The 15,679-nt window shown below is 67.8% G+C and carries 13 protein-coding genes and 1 pseudogene; 6 read left to right on the top strand and 8 right to left on the bottom strand.

Features of this window, described 5'->3' with window-relative positions; all coding sequences use genetic code 11:
* Window positions 1-95: 95 nt before the first annotated feature.
* Window positions 96-236 (bottom strand): annotated as a pseudogene (locus ACQKQD_RS05945) (carboxymuconolactone decarboxylase family protein); the annotation flags it as partial.
* Between the two features lie 366 nt (window positions 237-602).
* Here ACQKQD_RS05945 and ACQKQD_RS05940 point away from each other — a divergent pair.
* The 3 genes from ACQKQD_RS05940 to ACQKQD_RS05930 all read left to right on the top strand — a co-directional run bounded on the left by ACQKQD_RS05940 (window position 603) and on the right by ACQKQD_RS05930 (window position 3,081).
* Window positions 603-1,550 (top strand): MBL fold metallo-hydrolase, encoded by a 948-nt coding sequence (locus tag ACQKQD_RS05940; protein WP_427507772.1) that lies wholly within the window; start codon window positions 603-605, stop codon window positions 1,548-1,550.
* Between the two features lie 320 nt (window positions 1,551-1,870).
* On the top strand, window positions 1,871-2,629 hold the full coding sequence (locus ACQKQD_RS05935; protein WP_170862911.1) for an SDR family oxidoreductase: 759 nt from the start codon (window positions 1,871-1,873) through the stop codon (window positions 2,627-2,629).
* A gap of 188 nt (window positions 2,630-2,817) precedes the next feature.
* Complete coding sequence (locus ACQKQD_RS05930) at window positions 2,818-3,081, top strand: hypothetical protein (protein WP_427507760.1); 264 nt, start codon at window positions 2,818-2,820, stop codon at window positions 3,079-3,081.
* Window positions 3,082-3,084: 3 nt separating this feature from the next.
* Here the strand turns inward: ACQKQD_RS05930 and ACQKQD_RS05925 are convergent, their stop codons facing one another.
* Together ACQKQD_RS05925 and ACQKQD_RS05920 are read right to left on the bottom strand one after the other, a co-directional pair.
* On the bottom strand, window positions 3,085-3,984 hold the full coding sequence (locus tag ACQKQD_RS05925) for a sigma-70 family RNA polymerase sigma factor (protein ID WP_091678597.1): 900 nt from the start codon (window positions 3,982-3,984) through the stop codon (window positions 3,085-3,087).
* Window positions 3,971-4,366, bottom strand: a complete 396-nt coding sequence (locus ACQKQD_RS05920) for a hypothetical protein (protein ID WP_091678599.1) — start codon at window positions 4,364-4,366, stop codon at window positions 3,971-3,973. The genes ACQKQD_RS05925 and ACQKQD_RS05920 overlap by 14 nt, the downstream gene beginning before the upstream one ends.
* A 1,117-nt stretch (window positions 4,367-5,483) precedes the next feature.
* Here ACQKQD_RS05920 and ACQKQD_RS05915 point away from each other — a divergent pair.
* Window positions 5,484-8,729 carry a PAS domain S-box protein gene (locus ACQKQD_RS05915; RefSeq protein ID WP_427507759.1) on the top strand — a complete coding sequence of 1,082 codons (3,246 nt, stop codon included), beginning with the start codon at window positions 5,484-5,486 and terminating at the stop codon, window positions 8,727-8,729.
* Between the two features lie 263 nt (window positions 8,730-8,992).
* Here ACQKQD_RS05915 and ACQKQD_RS05910 read toward each other — a convergent pair whose 3' ends face one another.
* Together ACQKQD_RS05910 and ACQKQD_RS05905 are read right to left on the bottom strand one after the other, a co-directional pair.
* On the bottom strand, window positions 8,993-9,649 hold the full coding sequence (locus ACQKQD_RS05910) for an antibiotic biosynthesis monooxygenase family protein (RefSeq protein ID WP_132366362.1): 657 nt from the start codon (window positions 9,647-9,649) through the stop codon (window positions 8,993-8,995).
* Between the two features lie 69 nt (window positions 9,650-9,718).
* Window positions 9,719-9,955 carry a hypothetical protein gene (locus ACQKQD_RS05905; protein WP_427507758.1) on the bottom strand — a complete coding sequence of 79 codons (237 nt, stop codon included), beginning with the start codon at window positions 9,953-9,955 and terminating at the stop codon, window positions 9,719-9,721.
* A gap of 173 nt (window positions 9,956-10,128) precedes the next feature.
* Here ACQKQD_RS05905 and ACQKQD_RS05900 point away from each other — a divergent pair, with 173 nt between their 5' ends.
* Together ACQKQD_RS05900 and ACQKQD_RS05895 are read left to right on the top strand one after the other, a co-directional pair.
* Window positions 10,129-10,824, top strand: a complete 696-nt coding sequence (locus tag ACQKQD_RS05900) for an ArsR/SmtB family transcription factor (RefSeq protein ID WP_427507757.1) — start codon at window positions 10,129-10,131, stop codon at window positions 10,822-10,824.
* Window positions 10,825-11,084: 260 nt separating this feature from the next.
* On the top strand, window positions 11,085-11,447 hold the full coding sequence (locus tag ACQKQD_RS05895) for a DUF1428 domain-containing protein (RefSeq protein ID WP_020091748.1): 363 nt from the start codon (window positions 11,085-11,087) through the stop codon (window positions 11,445-11,447).
* A gap of 70 nt (window positions 11,448-11,517) precedes the next feature.
* Here the strand turns inward: ACQKQD_RS05895 and ACQKQD_RS05890 are convergent, their stop codons facing one another.
* The 3 genes from ACQKQD_RS05890 to ACQKQD_RS05880 form a co-directional block, all read right to left on the bottom strand.
* Complete coding sequence (locus ACQKQD_RS05890) at window positions 11,518-11,934, bottom strand: DUF2852 domain-containing protein (RefSeq protein WP_427507756.1); 417 nt, start codon at window positions 11,932-11,934, stop codon at window positions 11,518-11,520.
* 174 nt (window positions 11,935-12,108) lie between these two features.
* Window positions 12,109-14,526, bottom strand: a complete 2,418-nt coding sequence (locus ACQKQD_RS05885) for an MASE4 domain-containing protein (RefSeq protein ID WP_427507755.1) — start codon at window positions 14,524-14,526, stop codon at window positions 12,109-12,111.
* 332 nt (window positions 14,527-14,858) lie between these two features.
* Entirely contained in the window at window positions 14,859-15,668 is an 810-nt protein-coding gene (locus tag ACQKQD_RS05880; protein WP_199866062.1) for a GntR family transcriptional regulator, read from the bottom strand.
* Between the last annotated feature and the right edge of the window lie 11 nt (window positions 15,669-15,679).

The following is a 15,679-nucleotide window of genomic DNA, read 5'->3' as shown; positions in this document are numbered from 1 at the left end:
CGCCCCAGGAATTTGCCCTGGCGGCGGCCCTGCAGGCCGCCGAATGAGATCCGGAAGCTCACCTTCCGGCCGGACCAAAATCTGGGGGACCCTCACTGCGACACGCGCAAGAAGACGAGGTGGATCAATTCGTGGGGTAGGCCGGTGCCCGTGGTGATGTAGTGGTGAATGCCGAAAAGCGCCCTCGCGCCCTGCGGCGCCACCTCAGTCCAGACCAGCCGCTTGTTCTGACTCATGACGGATCCCAGTGCTCGGAACGCCGGCGATCGACGTTCGAAGCTACGACGAGCTGGCCCGCAGAGATGTGACATGCCACGCCACATTCCTACTCGACAGGCAGACACGTGGCTCGTTCAAGTGGCTCGTTCACGCTCGGACGTCCGCTTCGGAGCAGTCTCTCCGAGGCATCGCCGACCGACCTGGGTCGAAAAGAGGCCGTTTGCTCCAGGAAATTGTCGTGGCGAAACGAACATTCATGGGCGAGGGGTTCGACTTCCCTTCGCTCATGTCACATCTGCCGACACCGTCTCGTCTCTGTCGATGACGCGCGTTTCATGATCCTGACGTGCCAGGTGCGCGCGCGTCCCATGGAAGGGATGACGATGACTGCTGTAGTACCTGCCGATGCCAGACGAACCGGTCCGGGATACGTTGGCTCTTCGCGTGTGCGAGGAGAGGAGTTGGTGCCATCGCGCTACATGGTGCGGGTCGGTAAGATCGATGTGCTTGTTGTCAGCGATGGAGTGCTGCCGCTCCCGACCAAGATGTTGGGACACAACGTCGATACGGCCGAAAGGGCGGCGTGGCTCAACGACATGTTTTTGCCGTCGGACGCGTTCGACTGGTCGCTGAACGTGGTTGTCGTCCGCAGCGGCGGCCAGACCATCCTCATCGACGCCGGCTTGGGGCTGGACCCGAACCTGAACCTGCCGCGGGCCGGGCAACTGGTCAGGCGACTGGAGGCCGCTGGCATTGATCTCGCGGCTGTGACCGACGTGGTGCTCACTCACATGCACATGGACCATGTCGGCGGGCTCCTCGTTGACGGAGTGAAGGAGCGGCTGCGCTCGGATCTGCGGATCCACGTGGCGGCTGCCGAGGTCAAATTCTGGGAGGCGCCTGACTTCACGCAGGTCGACATGCCAGAGGGGTTTCCTGATGCGCTCAGAGCGGCCGCTAAGCGGTTCGCGCAAGAGTACCGCAATCAGCTGCGACTGTTCGACGAAGAGTACGACGTCGCGCCGGGGGTGATGGTCCAGCGCACCGGCGGTCACACTCCCGGGCACAGCGTGGTCCGCCTTTCATCCGGCGGCGATCGGCTTACATTCGCCGGCGACGCCGTGTTCGCGGTCGGATTCGAGCATCCCGACTGGCACAACGGCTTCGAACACGATCCCAAGGAGGCGGCTCGCGTTCGCGTTCGGCTTCTGCGGGAATTGGCGGCGACCGGCGAGCAGTTGATCGCCACTCACCTGCCGTTCCCGTCCGTCGGCCGGGTTGCGGCTGATGGCGACGCTTTTCGGTGGGTTCCCGTGTTCTGGGACTTCTGAGTGCATGGAGCCCGTGCTGGCCCGGTCGTCCGTTGAACACGGGAGTTCGCGCACGGGTGCCTCATCGACAATCGTTCATCCTCGGGATCGGGATCGGTCCTGAGGATGCGCCTCCGTCGGCTCGTGCACCGTCCCGGCAGGTTTGAACTGAAATGGCTCCTTCCCACGGCTGCCCCGGTCCCGAGCATCCCACAAGGTCAAGCCCTCGCTAGGCCCAAGTCGGGCGCATTGATCTTCCACGCCGATGTCACACTGCAAGGGGCGCTCCTCGTCATGACCGCGCCCGTCCCAAAGGGATTGGAGCTGAGATGGAGCGTCACATGAAGATCGTCGTCATCGGCGGCACTGGGCTGATCGGCTCGCAGGTCGTCGTCAACCTGAGGAGCGCCGGCCACGAGGTGCTCGCGGCCTCGCCCAATACGGGGGTGAACGCTGTCACGGGCGAAGGACTCGCGGATGCGTTGCAGGGAGCCAGCGTCGTCGTCGACGTCGCCAACGCGCCGTCCTTTGCTGACGATGCGGCGATGGACTTTTTTGTCCGCGCCGGACGGAACCTCGCGACGGCAGAGAAGGCTGCGGGCGTCAGGCACCACGTGGCGCTCTCGGTGGTCGGGACCGAGCTCCTGCTCGACAGCGGTTACTTCCGCGCGAAGCTGGCCCAGGAGGAACTGATCGCCTCGGCGGGCGTGCCCTGGACGCTGGTCCGCGCCACGCAGTTCTTCGAGTTCGTCGGCACGATTGCGGGAGCGGCTATCATCGACGGCGTCGCCCGGGTGACCTCCGCCTCGATCCAGCCGATTGCATCGGCCGATGTAGCCGCGAAGGTCGCTGAGGCCGCGCTCGCACCACCTCGTAACGGCATGATCGAGATTGCCGGTCCTGAGCGGCTGCCGATGGCCGAGCTGGTGAAGCGCCACTTCGACGGCATCGGCGAAACGCGTGACGTCATCACGGACGACACCGCTCCCTATTTTGGAGTGCTCCTCGAAGATCGCTGGTTGACACCCACTGGTGACGCTTGGCTGTCAAAGCGGCGCTACAGCGACTGGCTGGCCGCGCAGCCGAAGCGCGTGGCCTGAGGTATGCTGCCGATGGATGCGGCCTACGTCTCGGCGCTTTCCGCGCTTGCGGGTTCCAGCATTGGCGCGATGGCCTCCTTCGCGACGACATGGCTGACGCAACACAGCCAGGAGCGAGCAACTCTGCTGGTGCAGGACCGCGCGCGACGGGAAGCCCTCTACGGCGAGTTCATTCGAGGGCGTCGACCTTGTTCGGCGACGCCTTCCAGCATGACCTCAAAGATCCGGCCAAACTTGTGAACCTGTATGCCATCGTGAACAAGATCCGGCTCTTCGGCGGTTCGGAAACGCTCGAAGAGGCGGAGCGTGTCATGCAACGCATCGGCGAGACTTACTTCGCCCCGCATAAGAGTCTCTCGTCCTTTGCCGACATCCACCACGCCGGCGACCTCGATCCACTCTGTACCTTTTCCAAGGTATGCCGCAGGGAGCTCGCAAGCGCCCGGCGGTGAGACTCATTGAGGCATCAGCTCTCCCGCTGCCCCTCCGAACAGCCTTGCCATACGTTCGAGCTTGTCCGGGTTGCGGGTGAAGTAGATGCCGATGATCAGGCCGCCCTGGATATCGAGGGCCACGGTCTGGAGGGTTCCGCCCGGCTCCAGGCTGAAATAGCCCGGCAGGCCATCGATCCAGAGGTCCTGCAGCTTCTGGGCATGCTGGATCCACGACTTCCGCGCAGCTCCCTCAAACATACGCATGACCTTGTCGATGCCGATGATAGGCCGCGGGAATGCGTGTACCTTCCCGCCACCATCGGAGTGCACGATGACCGCTTCCGCGAGCATGCTGCGAAGCGCCGCGACGTCGCCTGTCGCTGACGCCTCGAAGAAGGCTTTAGCGATGCGTGTTCCCTCCTCCCTGTCGACGGGGAAGCGCGGACGTGCCGACTGCACGTGCCTCCTCGCTCTGGCTGCGAGCTGACGGACCGCTGGCGGCTCACGCTGAAGTGTCGCCGCGATTTCCCCAAGCGGAACCGCGAAAACGTCGTGCAGGAGGAACGCGGCCCGCTCCAGAGGAGAGAGCCGCTCCAAGGCGAGCATCAGTGTGAGTGTTATGTCATCGCCAGAGGCGTCGTCCGGAGCCATGGCGACGGGCTCGGGCAACCAAGTTCCGAAGTATGTCTCTCGCCGTGCGCGGGCGGACTTCATGACGTCCAGGCAGAGCCGCGTCACCGTGCGTGACAGGAATGCTCCGGCCGACGATACACCAGCATGGTCGACGTACCGCCAGCGGAGCCAGGCGTCCTGCACGACATCCTCGGCCTCACCGAATGAACCGAGCATGCGGTATGCGAGCCGGACAAGCCGCGTCCGCTCCTGTTCGAAGATGAGGGTCGGATCATCAGTGGTCGGCATGGCGAAGCGACCAAACGCTGAGGGCGACCGCAAGAAGCGCAGGAAGTGTCACCGCAGGGAAGTCACGGGGCAGCACCTCCGGTCCGCAAATGCCCACTGCAACCTCCCAGAAATGGAATAGCGCGTGCCCTGAGAGCCAGATTGCAGCCATGCTCCAAAGCAGAGCACGCGAATCGGGCCTCGCCGCCCCGTAGAGAAATCCCGTACCGATCAGCACGAAGATCAGGCCGATATCGCGTAAGAAATGCTGATTGAATGGCCCTGTCGAGGTCACGCCTGGCACCGCGAAGTACCAATTTTCAGGCGAGGCCAGCATGAAGATGCCGTTGCCGGTTAATCCTACGCCGAGCAGGCCAGCCAAAACCGGAATGAAATGGCTCATCGCACTCTCTCCTCGTGATCGGTCCACGAGGGTGACGACGCACGAACGCGGGATGTGACATCGGTTGAAAAGAATCTCGAGGCTGTCGTCAAAGCCTCGGCCTTGCACAGCCCATCGCGCCAAACTCGCGCCGACTGCCGCTAACCGCTCGAACGTCCGATTTCAGCCCCACAGCGAGAAACCGCCCTCACCCCGAGCCGAAGTTGGCGGACCACTGACGAGCGACCGCTTTGGAGAAGCGCCGACGACGATGCGAGCGGCTAGATTGGGTCGTTTGCTGCTCCGGGTATCGTGTCGCGTTCGCCCACCGTCTGACGTGGGTCGTTTGCTGCCCGAGGCCAGCGCATCTCATTGCGACGCTCGCCACCGTGCCCAGGTCTGACGCGTCTTGCTGACGGCGAGACCGTTCGCCTCGAGCGGCGGCCAGGGTTCGTTTGGAGGTCGGGGTGCCGCCGGGTGGTTTGACAATCCGACACCTAAGCCATTGATGCTAGCGGAGCGGTTTGCCGCCGATTTGATAGCTAAATGCTTGGTTCAAAGCGAAAAAGCGGGGCATCATAATCCTTGTGTCGGGGGTTCAAATCCCTCCCTCGCTACCAACAGTTTCAGTAATCTTCGTCTATAAATTCAATTCTCCTCTGAGCGTGCCGGCCTCTGTGTCGGATCTGGGCCGCAGCCGGAACGCTGATCCTGAGGATCGCAAATCCTTCCGCGAGCGGCCGGTCTCCAAGACGATCAGTTCTTCGCTCGACCGCTTCGGTCGCACGCGAAGCCACTCACTTTTCAATCCCGTCTCGCTTGCCGCGAAGCAATGGACGTCTGAACTTGCTTCAGGATCTTGTACGGCTTGCCGTCGAGGACGGAGATCGGCGCGTCGAGCGCTACCGACCTTTCGATCTCGGCCGGCCCGACAGCTGATCGGGTCGCGACCCTTTAAGGCAGGCGAAGGTTGATGCCGGCGAACACCGTCCCGTCTTGAAAGTTCAGGACGGTATCCGTCCATCGCATGACGCGGCGGCCACGATTGCCGGGCGGACCGCGGCTGCCGGTCCGAACCGGCGGGCAACCGTGATCTCTCTAAACGGAACCGGCCGGGACTGGATGGCTTGGCCTCCTGATGCACGACTTCGAAGAGACGCCGGCCATTCGGGAGACGGTGAAATCGATCGGCCCGGACGTCGGCGCGATGTCGCGCGCGCAACTTGAGGCGGAGGTGCTGCGCCTGCGCTCGAGGCTGCCGGAGGCAGGGGGCGAGACCGTCGGCCGGGAGGTGCGCCCGGTGCATCGGACCGCCGGGCAGGACGCGCCAGCGAGCGAATGGCGCCACCGGGTCGTCTTCGACAACGTCAGGGACTTCGCCATCGTCGTCACCGACCGCGACGGCTCGGTCATCGCCTGGAACCCCGGCGCCGAGCGGATCTTCGGTTGGACGGCGGAGGAGATGCGCGGGCAGCCCGCCGACCGGATCTTCACGCCCGAGGACCGTGCGGAGGGGCGCCCTGAGGCCGAGATGCGGCTCGCGACGAGCGAGGCGCGCGCCTCCGTCGAGCGCTGGCACCTCCGCAAGGACGGCAGTCGCGTCTGGACGTCGGGCGAGATGATGCCGCTGCTCGACGAGGCCGGTGCTCATCGCGGGTTCACCAAGATTGTCCGCGACCGCACGGCCGAGCACGAGGCCGCAGGGTCGCTGAGGGAGCGCGAGGCCCACCTCCGGCATACCGTCGAACTGAATCCCCAGGTGCCGTGGACCTGCGACCCGGCGGGCAACATCACCTCATACTCGAACCGCTGGCTGGAACTGACGGGCCAGGCACCCGGCGAACCCGACGGCGCGGGCTGGATGAAGGCCCTGCATCCGGAGGACGTCCCCCACACGGTCGCGGTATTCTCGGCCTGTCTCGCCTCGGGCGAGCCGGTCGACGTGGACTATCGCATCAACATCGCGGCGACCGGCACGTACCGCTGGATGCGGGCGCGCGCGCGTCCCCGCCGCGACGGAGCCGGCGCCATCGTGGCCTGGTACGGGGTGGTCGAGGACATCCACGACCGCCGCCTGGCCGAGGCGGCGCTGCAGGAGAGCGAGGCCCGTTACCGGACGCTATTCGAGACGGTCGAGGTCGGGTTCTGCATCCTCATGATGCGGTTCGACGCAAACGGACGGGCGGTCGATTACCTGATCGAGGAGGCCAATCCGGCCTTCGCCCGGCAGACGGGCGCCGACGTCGCCGGCCGCTGGGTCAGCACGTTCGCGCCCGACCTCGAACGGCACTGGTTCGACAGCTACGGCCGCGTCGCCCTGACCGGGGAACCCGCCCATTTCGAGAACTACGCCGCCGTGTTCGGGCGCTGGTTCGACGTGCGTGCGCACCGGGTCGGGGACCCGCGCGACCACCGCGTCGCGGTCTTCTTCAGCGACATCACCGCGCGCAGGAGCGCCGAGTTGCTGGCGGAGGCCAGCGCGCGCGAGCTCCGGCTCATCACCGACGCGCTGCCGGTGCTGATCGCGTTCATCGACGCCGGCCACGTCTACCGCTTCGCCAACGAGGCCTACAAGGACTGGTTCTCCGCCCTGCCCGGCGAGGTCGTCGGACGCGATGTCCGCGAGCTGCTCGGCCCCGCCGCCTACGCCGTGCGGCGACCCTTCATCGATCGGGCGCTCGGGGGTGAGCCCGTCACCTTCGAGACGGACTGGCCGCACCGCGACGGGCGCCACCGCGTCGCCGAGATCCGCTACCTGCCGCGACGGACCGCCGGCGGCCGCGTCGACGGTTTCCACGTCTTCGTGCAGGACGTGACCGTCCGGGTGCAGACGGAGGCCGACCTCGCCCGCCAGGTCGCCGTCCGGACCGCCGAGCGCGACCAGATCTGGCAGGCCTCGTCCGACCTGCTCTGCGTGGCCAACCTCGACGGCTACTTCGTCGGCCTCAACCCGGCCTGGTCGCGAACCCTCGGGTGGACCGACGCCGACATGAAGGCGCGGCCGTTCCTCGATTTCGTCCACCCCGACGACGTCGCGTCGACCGTGGCGGCGGCGGGGGGACTGTCGCGCGGGGAGGCCCAGCTCACGTTCGAGAACCGCTACCGCCGCAAGGACGGCAGCTATGTCTGGCTGTCCTGGAACGCGGTGCCCCGCGACGGGCTGATCTACTCGTCCGTGCGCGACGTGACCGAGATCAAGCAGCAGGCCGAGGCGCTGGCCAAGACGGAGGAGGCTCTGCGGCAGTCGCAGAAGATGGAGGCGGTCGGCCAGCTGACCGGCGGCCTCGCACACGATTTCAACAACCTGCTCGCGGGCATCTCCGGTTCCCTGGAACTGATGCAGACGCGGATGAGCCAGGGGCGGATGGGTGACCTCGACCGCTACATGAGCGTCGCCCAGGGCGCGGCCAAGCGGGCCGCCGCCCTGACGCATCGCCTGCTGGCCTTCTCCCGCCGCCAGACCCTCGAACCCAAACCCACCAACGTGAACCGCCTCGTCCACGACATGGAGGAGCTGGTCCGGCGCACCGTCGGTCCGGCCGTCCACTTGGAGGTCGTCGGTCTTGCGGGGCTGTGGCCGGCGCTGATCGACCCGGGCCAGCTGGAGAACGCGCTGCTCAACCTGTGCATCAACGCCCGCGACGCGATGCCGGACGGTGGTCGCATCACCATCGAGACCGCCAACAGGTGGATCGACGAGGTCGGCGGCCGCCAGCACGACCTCGCGCCCGGCCAGTATCTCGGCGTCTGCGTGACCGACACCGGCACCGGCATGGCGCCGGACCTGATCGGAAAGGTGTTCGAGCCGTTCTTCACCACAAAGCCCACCGGCGAGGGCACGGGCCTCGGCCTGTCCATGGTCTACGGCTTCGCCAAGCAGTCCGGCGGGCAGGTGCGGATCTACTCCGAGGTCGGCGCGGGGACGACGGTCTGCCTCTACCTGCCGCGGCACTACGGCGAGGCCGACGAGGACGCGGTCGCGCGCAGGCTTTCCGAGGTCGAGCAAGCGGGCCAGGGCGAGACGGTGCTGATCGTCGACGACGAGCCCTCGGTGCGCATGCTGGTCACCGAGGTGCTGGAGGACCTGGGCTACACCGCCATCGAGGCCGCCGACAGCGTCGCCGGCCTGAAGGTGCTGCAGGCGGACGTGCGCATCGATCTGCTGGTGACGGATGTCGGCCTGCCGGGGGGCATGAACGGGCGACAGATGGCGGACGCCGGCCGCGAGCGGCGACCGGACCTGAAGGTGCTGTTCATCACCGGGTACGCGGAGAACGCCGTGCTCGGGAACGGCTACCTTCGGCCCGGGATGCAGGTCTTGACCAAGCCGTTCGTGCTGGAGACCCTCGCCTCCCGCATCAAGGACCTCATCGCCGAGACTTGAACCCCCTCGTCCGAAAGGGCCGCGCCCCCAGAGGGCAGCCGACTGCTCGTGCAACGGGAGCGGGCGAGCCCTGGGGTGCCGCCAGCGAGGTGACCGCCTCGTGGATCGGTCGCCTCGTCCGTGATCCGGTTCCCCGGGCCGGTCGCACACATGATCGCAGGGCAGGCCGCGGGACGACCGCGTCGTGCCACCGGGTCCGCATTCGCGAGACCGATGACGGAGCGACGCCGAAGGTGTTGATGCCCGGTTCTCGTCGTCGGGCCCTATCCCGGGGCTTGCACGGCCGGGTGATATTGCGGGCTCTCACGCCTGTCGAACATCCCGTAGTCGCGAATGATCCGAACAGCTCGGAGGCGCGTGCCGGCGACCGATGAGACGGCGTTCGCCGCGCCGGCATCTCTCCACGACAGCAGCACCAGCACCTTTCCCGGATTGGTGAAGGAATCGAACGCGTCCCAACTCACCAGCCCCTCGGTCCGCTGGTCGAGACCGAGCATGGCCATGAGGTCGACATCGAAATGCGTGGGCCGGTCCGCCGACATCGCCTCCGACAGTGTACAGGCCTTGGCTTGGCCGACTTCCGTCTCATCGAGGCGTTGCTCGCGGACCCGATGTCCCGCCGGCGGGTGGGTGTCAGCCGTCACCTCGCCGACGCGGAGATGGTAGTCCGCGAACACCTCGGACCGGCCTTTCCCCTGGATCAGGTGATGACCGGCATGGGTGCGCCAGCGGATCACCGACTTCTCGTCCCGCCACGTCGAGTGCGAAAGGACCCAGCCCGGCCGCGTCCGGCTCGTGAAGCGCTCGTTGTCGATGAAGCCGTCGATGCCCTCGAGTTCAGGCTTCAGCACGCGCGCGTGTTCCAGATAGGCGTCCTTGCGACCGTCGCCGGGTCGGACTTCGAAGATGACGGAGAACATGGGCTCCTCCCTGGGTGTCGATACAATTCAAGCCGGGACCGGCTCACTCAGACATGCGGCGGAGGCTCGTCAGAGGGCCCTACGCCCGGCCTCGAGATGCATCGGATGCGTGCCGCGCCCGAGCTTGATGTCACGCCGGTCCGGGGTGCCGGAGAAGGCATCGAGCAGCCACGCGGCGTCGGTCGTCAGACCGTCTCGCTCACCCCGGAACTGGGGAGACAGCCGGCGAAGGAACAGTGTGGGCCCGGATCGCGGATCTTCGATCCGATGATGCTCCTGCGTGTCGTCCATCTTATCGGGCGTCATGGGCGTTACCTCCTGCCGTGGCTGGCGAACCCTGGGCACAGACGTGGCCCGGTTCTCCAGCTTCTCGCTCCCACTCTGATCCAGGGATCCCAGCCGAGTCAGCCGTAAACGCTTCGGTCCAAACCGAAGCGTCGTCGGATGCGGCGGGCGTTGAGCGCGTGTAGGTTCAGCTCATGACGCAGGGTCCTGCACTCTCCGAGATCGGCGCGCTCGTCGGAGATCCCAGCCGCGCCAATATCCTGTCGACCTTGATCGACGGGCGAGCGCTGACCGCGACCGAACTGGCCTGGACGGCCGGCGTCGCGCCAGCCACCGCGAGCGAGCACCTGACGAAGCTCGTGGCCGGCGGCCTGCTCACGGTGTCGCGCCAAGGTCGGCACCGATACTTCCGCCTCGCCTCCGTCGAGGTCGCCCGCATGCTCGAGGCCATGATGGTGATCGCGAACCGGGGCGAGCCGGAGGAAGCGTCGCGCCGAGCGACGCCGCGGATCGATCCAGCCTTGCGCGAGGCCCGCACCTGCTACGATCACCTCGCCGGACGGCTCGGCGTCGGGATCGCCGATGCGCTGGTCGCACGGGGACTGATCGTCCTGGGCGAGGAGGCGGGTGAAGTGACCGCATTCGGCAGTGCGTGGCTGGCCGCGTTCGGTGTCGAAGTCGAACCGGCCGGACGAACCCGCCGCCTGCTCTGCCGCCCCTGCCTGGACTGGAGCGAGCGGAGACCGCACCTCGCCGGCCGTCTCGGAGCCGCCCTGTGCCGCCGCTGCGAGGATCTCGGGTGGATCGAGCGTCAGCGCGACGGGCGCGCCATCCGCGTCACCGAGAGGGGAAGACTCGGCTTCGAGAGCGAGTTCGGCTTGGTCGAGTGACGGTCGGTCGTGATCCGGTCTGCACCCGCCAAAGCGATCAGAATGCCTTGCCCGGCAGGGGAAACAGTCCGACGAACCGCTGCACGACGTCCCGGTCCCCGCCCGCCGCAGGAGATGGGCACGTTCATGTACGGCCGGAACATCGAGGATCCGGATGGCCACGTCATCGAGCTGATGTGGATGGACCCCGAGGCCATGACGCGAGTGCAGGCTCCGGCTTGAAGCCTTTCCGCGCGCACCCCGACTCGAGGAGGCAACCCATGACTTACGTGAGCGGGTTCGTCACGCCGGTTCCCGACGCGAACCGGGAGGCCTATGTCGCGTCGGCCAGGGCGGCCTGGGCGCTGTTCCGGGAGTACGGCGCGCTCCACCAGATGGAGGCCTGGGGCGACAACGTTCCGGAGGGCGAGCGGACCGATTTCCGGCGGTCCGTCGCCCTTCGCGACGGCGAGAGCGTCGTCCTCGGGTGGATCCTCTGGCCCGACCGGGAAACGGCAGACCGGTGCGAGGCCGCGATGCGGACCGATCCGCGCTTCCGCGATCTGACAATGCCATTCGACGGGGCGCGGATGATCTTCGGAGGTTTCGCCGCGGTCTTCGAAGCGTCGCGCGGGGCGGCGTAGAGGAGACGAGGATCCTGATCCTCGACGGCGTGGCCCCGACGCTCCGGTGCAACCCTGAGGCGACCTAGCCTTATCGATGTTCGGCCTGATCGGCGGTGCCGGCGATGTCGACCGCTGCCCCCGATCCCGCGGGATGTTCCGCCACGAAGCGCTCGAAGGTCGCGCGATCCTTGGCGCGCTTCAGCGCGTCGACGAAACCCTCGAAGTCCCGGAGACGCGTTTCGAGCGCGCGGCGCTCCCCCTCGATGCGGCCGATCTCGCCGTCGCGCCAGGCGTCGAAGGCGGTGTTGCCGCTGGTCCGGGGCGACGTGAACCGGCGCCGCTCACGGAACCCGGTGCCGGGCCCGAGCGACCGGCGCAGGCGTTCGAGGCCCGGCAGGCCGGACAGCCCGAGATCGCGCCGCACGAGCGCCTGCCGCGCGACGAGGACGACGGCGGCGAAGCTGCCGACAGAGAGGGCATCGTGGATCCAGGGCATGATGGGCATGGGACAGCTCCTTGCGCGTACCGGCGCCGTTGAGGACGGACGGAGCATGCCGACATGCCGCTGCTGCGGGCTGAACCGGTCGGTTAAGGCCGGGTTAAGCCTTCAGGCCTGTTGACGGACAACCCGTCCGCGACGCCGCGCGATCGCGGGGCGGAATGCCGTGGGTCCGGGGGGTCAGCCCAGGACGACCCGGAGCTTGTTGGCGAGTTCGTCCCGTTGATAGGGCTTGCTCAGGAGAGGCAGGTCGGCCGGCACCGCGTGCTCGTCGAGCGCCGTGCCCGTGTACCCGGACGTCAGGAGCACCCGCAGGCCGGGACGCAGGCGCCGGGCCTCGACCGAGAGCTGCACGCCGTTCATGCCACCGGGCATGACGACGTCCGAGAACAGGATATCGATGCGCTCGGGGCCGCCCAGCCGCTCCAGGGCCTCCGACGCCCGGGTCGCGGTCAGGGTCCGGTAACCGAGCTCGCCCAGGCTCTCGACCGCCATCTCCAGCACCGCCGGCTCGTCCTCGACCACGAGCACCACCTCACCGGAGGCCGCCCGCCGCAGCGGGAGGGTGTTGTCCGGCCGGGCCTCGACGGCCCTCTCGGCCGAGCGCGGCAGGTAGAGCTCGACGGAGGTGCCGGCGCCGGGCTCGCTCTTGATCTGCGCGTGCCCTCCGGCCTGCCGCACGAACCCGTAGACTTGGCTGAGGCCGAGGCCCGTTCCCTTGCCGACATCCTTGGTCGTGAAGAACGGCTCGAAGGCGCGGCTGCGCGTGGCGGCGTCCATGCCCTGGCCCGTGTCGGTGACCGAGACGAGCACGTAGGCGCCCGGCCGCAGGTCGGGCCGGTCGGGAATCTCCGCGGCATCGAGGTGCCCGTTGCAGGTCTTGACCGTCAGGACGCCGCCGTCCGGCATCGCGTCCCGGGCGTTGACCGCGAGGTTCAGCACCGCACTCTCGAACTGTCCCGGATCGAGCCGGACCGGATCGAGGACCGCGTCGAGGTCGAACCGGATCTCGACGGTCTCGCCGACGGCCCGCTTCAGCAGGGCCTGGAAGTCCTTGAGCAGCCGGTTGGGGTTGACGGTCTCGGGCCGGAGCACCTGGCGCCGCGAGAACGACAGCAGCTTCTCGGTGACCTCGGCCCCGCGCCGCGCCGCCGTCATTGCCGACGTGGCCAGCCTCTCGACGCGCTGCGGGTTGTCGGGCTTGCGCACGATCATGTCGAGGTTGCCGACGATGATGGTCAGCAGGTTGTTGAAGTCGTGCGCCACGCCGCCGGTCAACTGGCCGATGGCCTCCATCTTCTGAGCCTGGTTCAGGCGTTCCTCGGCCTCGCGCTGGCGCGTCGTGTCCATCACGACGCCCGCCATGGACCGGGGCTGGCCGCTCCCGTCGCGGTAGACCTTGCCCCGCATCGTGACCGAGCGGGCGGCCCCGTCCTCGGCCCGCCGGATGTGGCAGTCGATGTCGAGGCGGCCCGTCCCGATGGCGGCATCGAACGCCGCCCGCACGGCGTCTCGGTCCTCGGGGACGACGTGCTCGACGAAGGTCCCGACGTCCCATGCCGCGACCGGAGCGCTGTGGCCGAAGATCGCGTCGTGCCTCGGCGACCGGCGCGCCGTGTTGCCACGGAGGTCGAGCTCCCAGTCGCCCATCTCGGCCGCTTCCAGCGCCAGGGCGAGGTTGTCGCGGGCACGCTGCAGCTCCGCCCGCCGGGCCTCCCGGTCCTCGGCGGCGGCCGCGGCCTGGGCGTACAGGAAGTCGACCTCGCGCAGGTAGACGCCGAGCAGGATGAAGCCGGCCACCAGGGCTTCCATCCGGCCCGCGAACCAGCCGACCGTGCCGCGGGCGGCGCCCGGAAGCGTGACCATGTTGTCGAAGACGAGCAGCAGAAGCGACACGGTCAGCCAGAGCTGCAGCACGGTCCGCAGGCGGGTCTTCCACCACAGCACGGCCAGCGCGACGACGGTCAGGGCGACCACGCCCGGCCCGATGCCCGAGGTGGTGAGCAACCAGTAATCGTCGCCCTCGACGCATTTCGGCAGGAGGTGGACGTAGCGGACGGCCACCACGCCGGTGAGCGCGGCGGCCGCGACGGTCCCGGCGACGGTGGCCCAGCCGATCCGTCCGGCCTTTCCGCGCGGGGCCTGCGGCGGACGCTCGTCGCCCTCCAGGAGCGCGTAGGGCAGCGCGAAGAGCGGCGGCCCGAGATGCCAGAAGGTCCAGAGCCACGTCGTGGTATCCGGCCCGTCGCCGAGGAGCCAACCCTGCGCGAGGACGTTCGGGAACGACAGCATCTGCAGGAGGACGACGAGCGTCACGTAGAGGCTGCCGGCCCCGAGCACGAGCAGCGGCGCCGAGCCGATGCGGCGGTACTGCGTGAGGAACAGGTACGTGGTCAGGCCGTAGACCACGATCAGCGCCGATTGGTAGACGGGCACGAAGCCCGGCATCGGCGGCATCGGGCGGTTGGCGAACGGCAGCAGCGCGAGGGTGACGGCCCCGAACAGGAGGCTGACGGCGACCGCGAGCCGACGCTGCGTCCGGCCGGCCCGGGCTGTCGCCAGGGTCGCCAGGGTCGGCGCCGTCGAGGACTCGCTCATCGTGTGCTCCGGACCGAAGCGGGATGGCTGGCTGCGCCGGCTGATCGCTCGCGAGACATCAGGTGTACCACGGCGCTTCTCGCTGTTCCACGCGAGGCATCGGGGCGTTCCCGTCCGTTAAAAGGGCGAAGCTCGGCCGTCGCTCCCGTGCCGTGGCGGCGGTGGGCGACGGATGGCGGCCTCGGCGGAATCGCCTTGCCCGGCGAGAGTGGAGAGCTCTTTCCTGAAGGAGGCGGGTCCCCGGCGCGGGCTGGAAGCGGTTCGAGCGGGGCATCGCCCAGCCCGTCGTGCGCACCGTACGGAAGCGAGTCCGGTTCGGTCAGCCGGGCACACTACGCGCGCAGATTCAGCCGATAGCGATAGGCATCGCCTCGGAACAGGCCTTCCACGTACTCGATCATCACCGAGTCCTGATTGTAGCTGTGGCGCTTGATCAGCAGGCACGGGAGGGGCTGTTCGAAGGCGAAGATCTCGCACTCGTCAGCCGTCGGCATGGTCGCCTCCACCGTCTGCTCGCAGCGCACGAGGCGGCCGCCCGGGTGCGCGCTCAGGAAGGCGTAGACGGAACCGGAGAGGTCGCCGGTCTCGAGGGCGGGCACGGCGCGGATGTTGTACCAGGCGACCTCGCGCGACATCGGCACGCCGTCGCCGGAGCGAACGCGCGTCAGACGCAGGAACGGGGCCGTCGAGGGCAGGCCGAAGATCGATGCGATCGAGCGGTCCTCGGTGACCGCCCGATCGAGGATGCGCGAGGATGGGATCTTCCCCAGCTCCCGCATCTCCTCGGTGAAGCCCTTGAGCCGGTCCATACCCGGGCGCACGGGCTCGGGGGGACGGCGCACGAGGAACCCGCAGCGCCCGCGCGGGACGAGCAGCTCGTTGTCGCTGAGTTCGGCATAGGCGCGTTGGACCGTCACGCGGCTGACCCCGAGGCTGTCGGCGAGCTGGCGCTCGGCCGGCAAGGTGACGCCCGGCGGCAGCGAGCCCGACAGGATCAGTTCGCGAAGCTGACCCTCGATCTGCCGGTACAGCGGCATCGCCGTGTCGGCGCGCAGGCGGAGGAGAGAGAGCACGGAGGGACGCTCGCCCTCCGCGAGGTCCGCCTCGACATCACCCTTGATCGTCCGATTTTTGGGGCGCACGTCCGATCGGC

The organism is Methylobacterium sp. NPDC080182, assembly GCF_050281105.1.
Taxonomy (GTDB): Bacteria; Pseudomonadota; Alphaproteobacteria; order Rhizobiales; family Beijerinckiaceae; genus Methylobacterium.
The sequence above is the reverse complement of the archived record's forward strand: the minus strand, read 5'-3'. Positions and strand labels throughout refer to the sequence as shown.

Excerpts from the sequence above, each read along its gene's own strand:
- ACQKQD_RS05940 (WP_427507772.1), top strand. The coding sequence starts at position 603 with ATGACTGCTGTAGTACCTGCCGATGCCAGACGAACCGGTCCGGGATAC.
- ACQKQD_RS05935 (WP_170862911.1), top strand. The coding sequence starts at position 1,871 with ATGAAGATCGTCGTCATCGGCGGCACTGGGCTGATCGGCTCGCAGGTC.
- ACQKQD_RS05925 (WP_091678597.1), bottom strand. The coding sequence starts at position 3,984 with ATGCCGACCACTGATGATCCGACCCTCATCTTCGAACAGGAGCGGACG.
- ACQKQD_RS05920 (WP_091678599.1), bottom strand. The coding sequence starts at position 4,366 with ATGAGCCATTTCATTCCGGTTTTGGCTGGCCTGCTCGGCGTAGGATTA.
- ACQKQD_RS05915 (WP_427507759.1), top strand. The coding sequence starts at position 5,484 with ATGCACGACTTCGAAGAGACGCCGGCCATTCGGGAGACGGTGAAATCG.
- ACQKQD_RS05910 (WP_132366362.1), bottom strand. The coding sequence starts at position 9,649 with ATGTTCTCCGTCATCTTCGAAGTCCGACCCGGCGACGGTCGCAAGGAC.
- ACQKQD_RS05905 (WP_427507758.1), bottom strand. The coding sequence starts at position 9,955 with ATGACGCCCGATAAGATGGACGACACGCAGGAGCATCATCGGATCGAA.
- ACQKQD_RS05900 (WP_427507757.1), top strand. The coding sequence starts at position 10,129 with ATGACGCAGGGTCCTGCACTCTCCGAGATCGGCGCGCTCGTCGGAGAT.
- ACQKQD_RS05895 (WP_020091748.1), top strand. The coding sequence starts at position 11,085 with ATGACTTACGTGAGCGGGTTCGTCACGCCGGTTCCCGACGCGAACCGG.
- ACQKQD_RS05890 (WP_427507756.1), bottom strand. The coding sequence starts at position 11,934 with ATGCCCATCATGCCCTGGATCCACGATGCCCTCTCTGTCGGCAGCTTC.
- ACQKQD_RS05885 (WP_427507755.1), bottom strand. The coding sequence starts at position 14,526 with ATGAGCGAGTCCTCGACGGCGCCGACCCTGGCGACCCTGGCGACAGCC.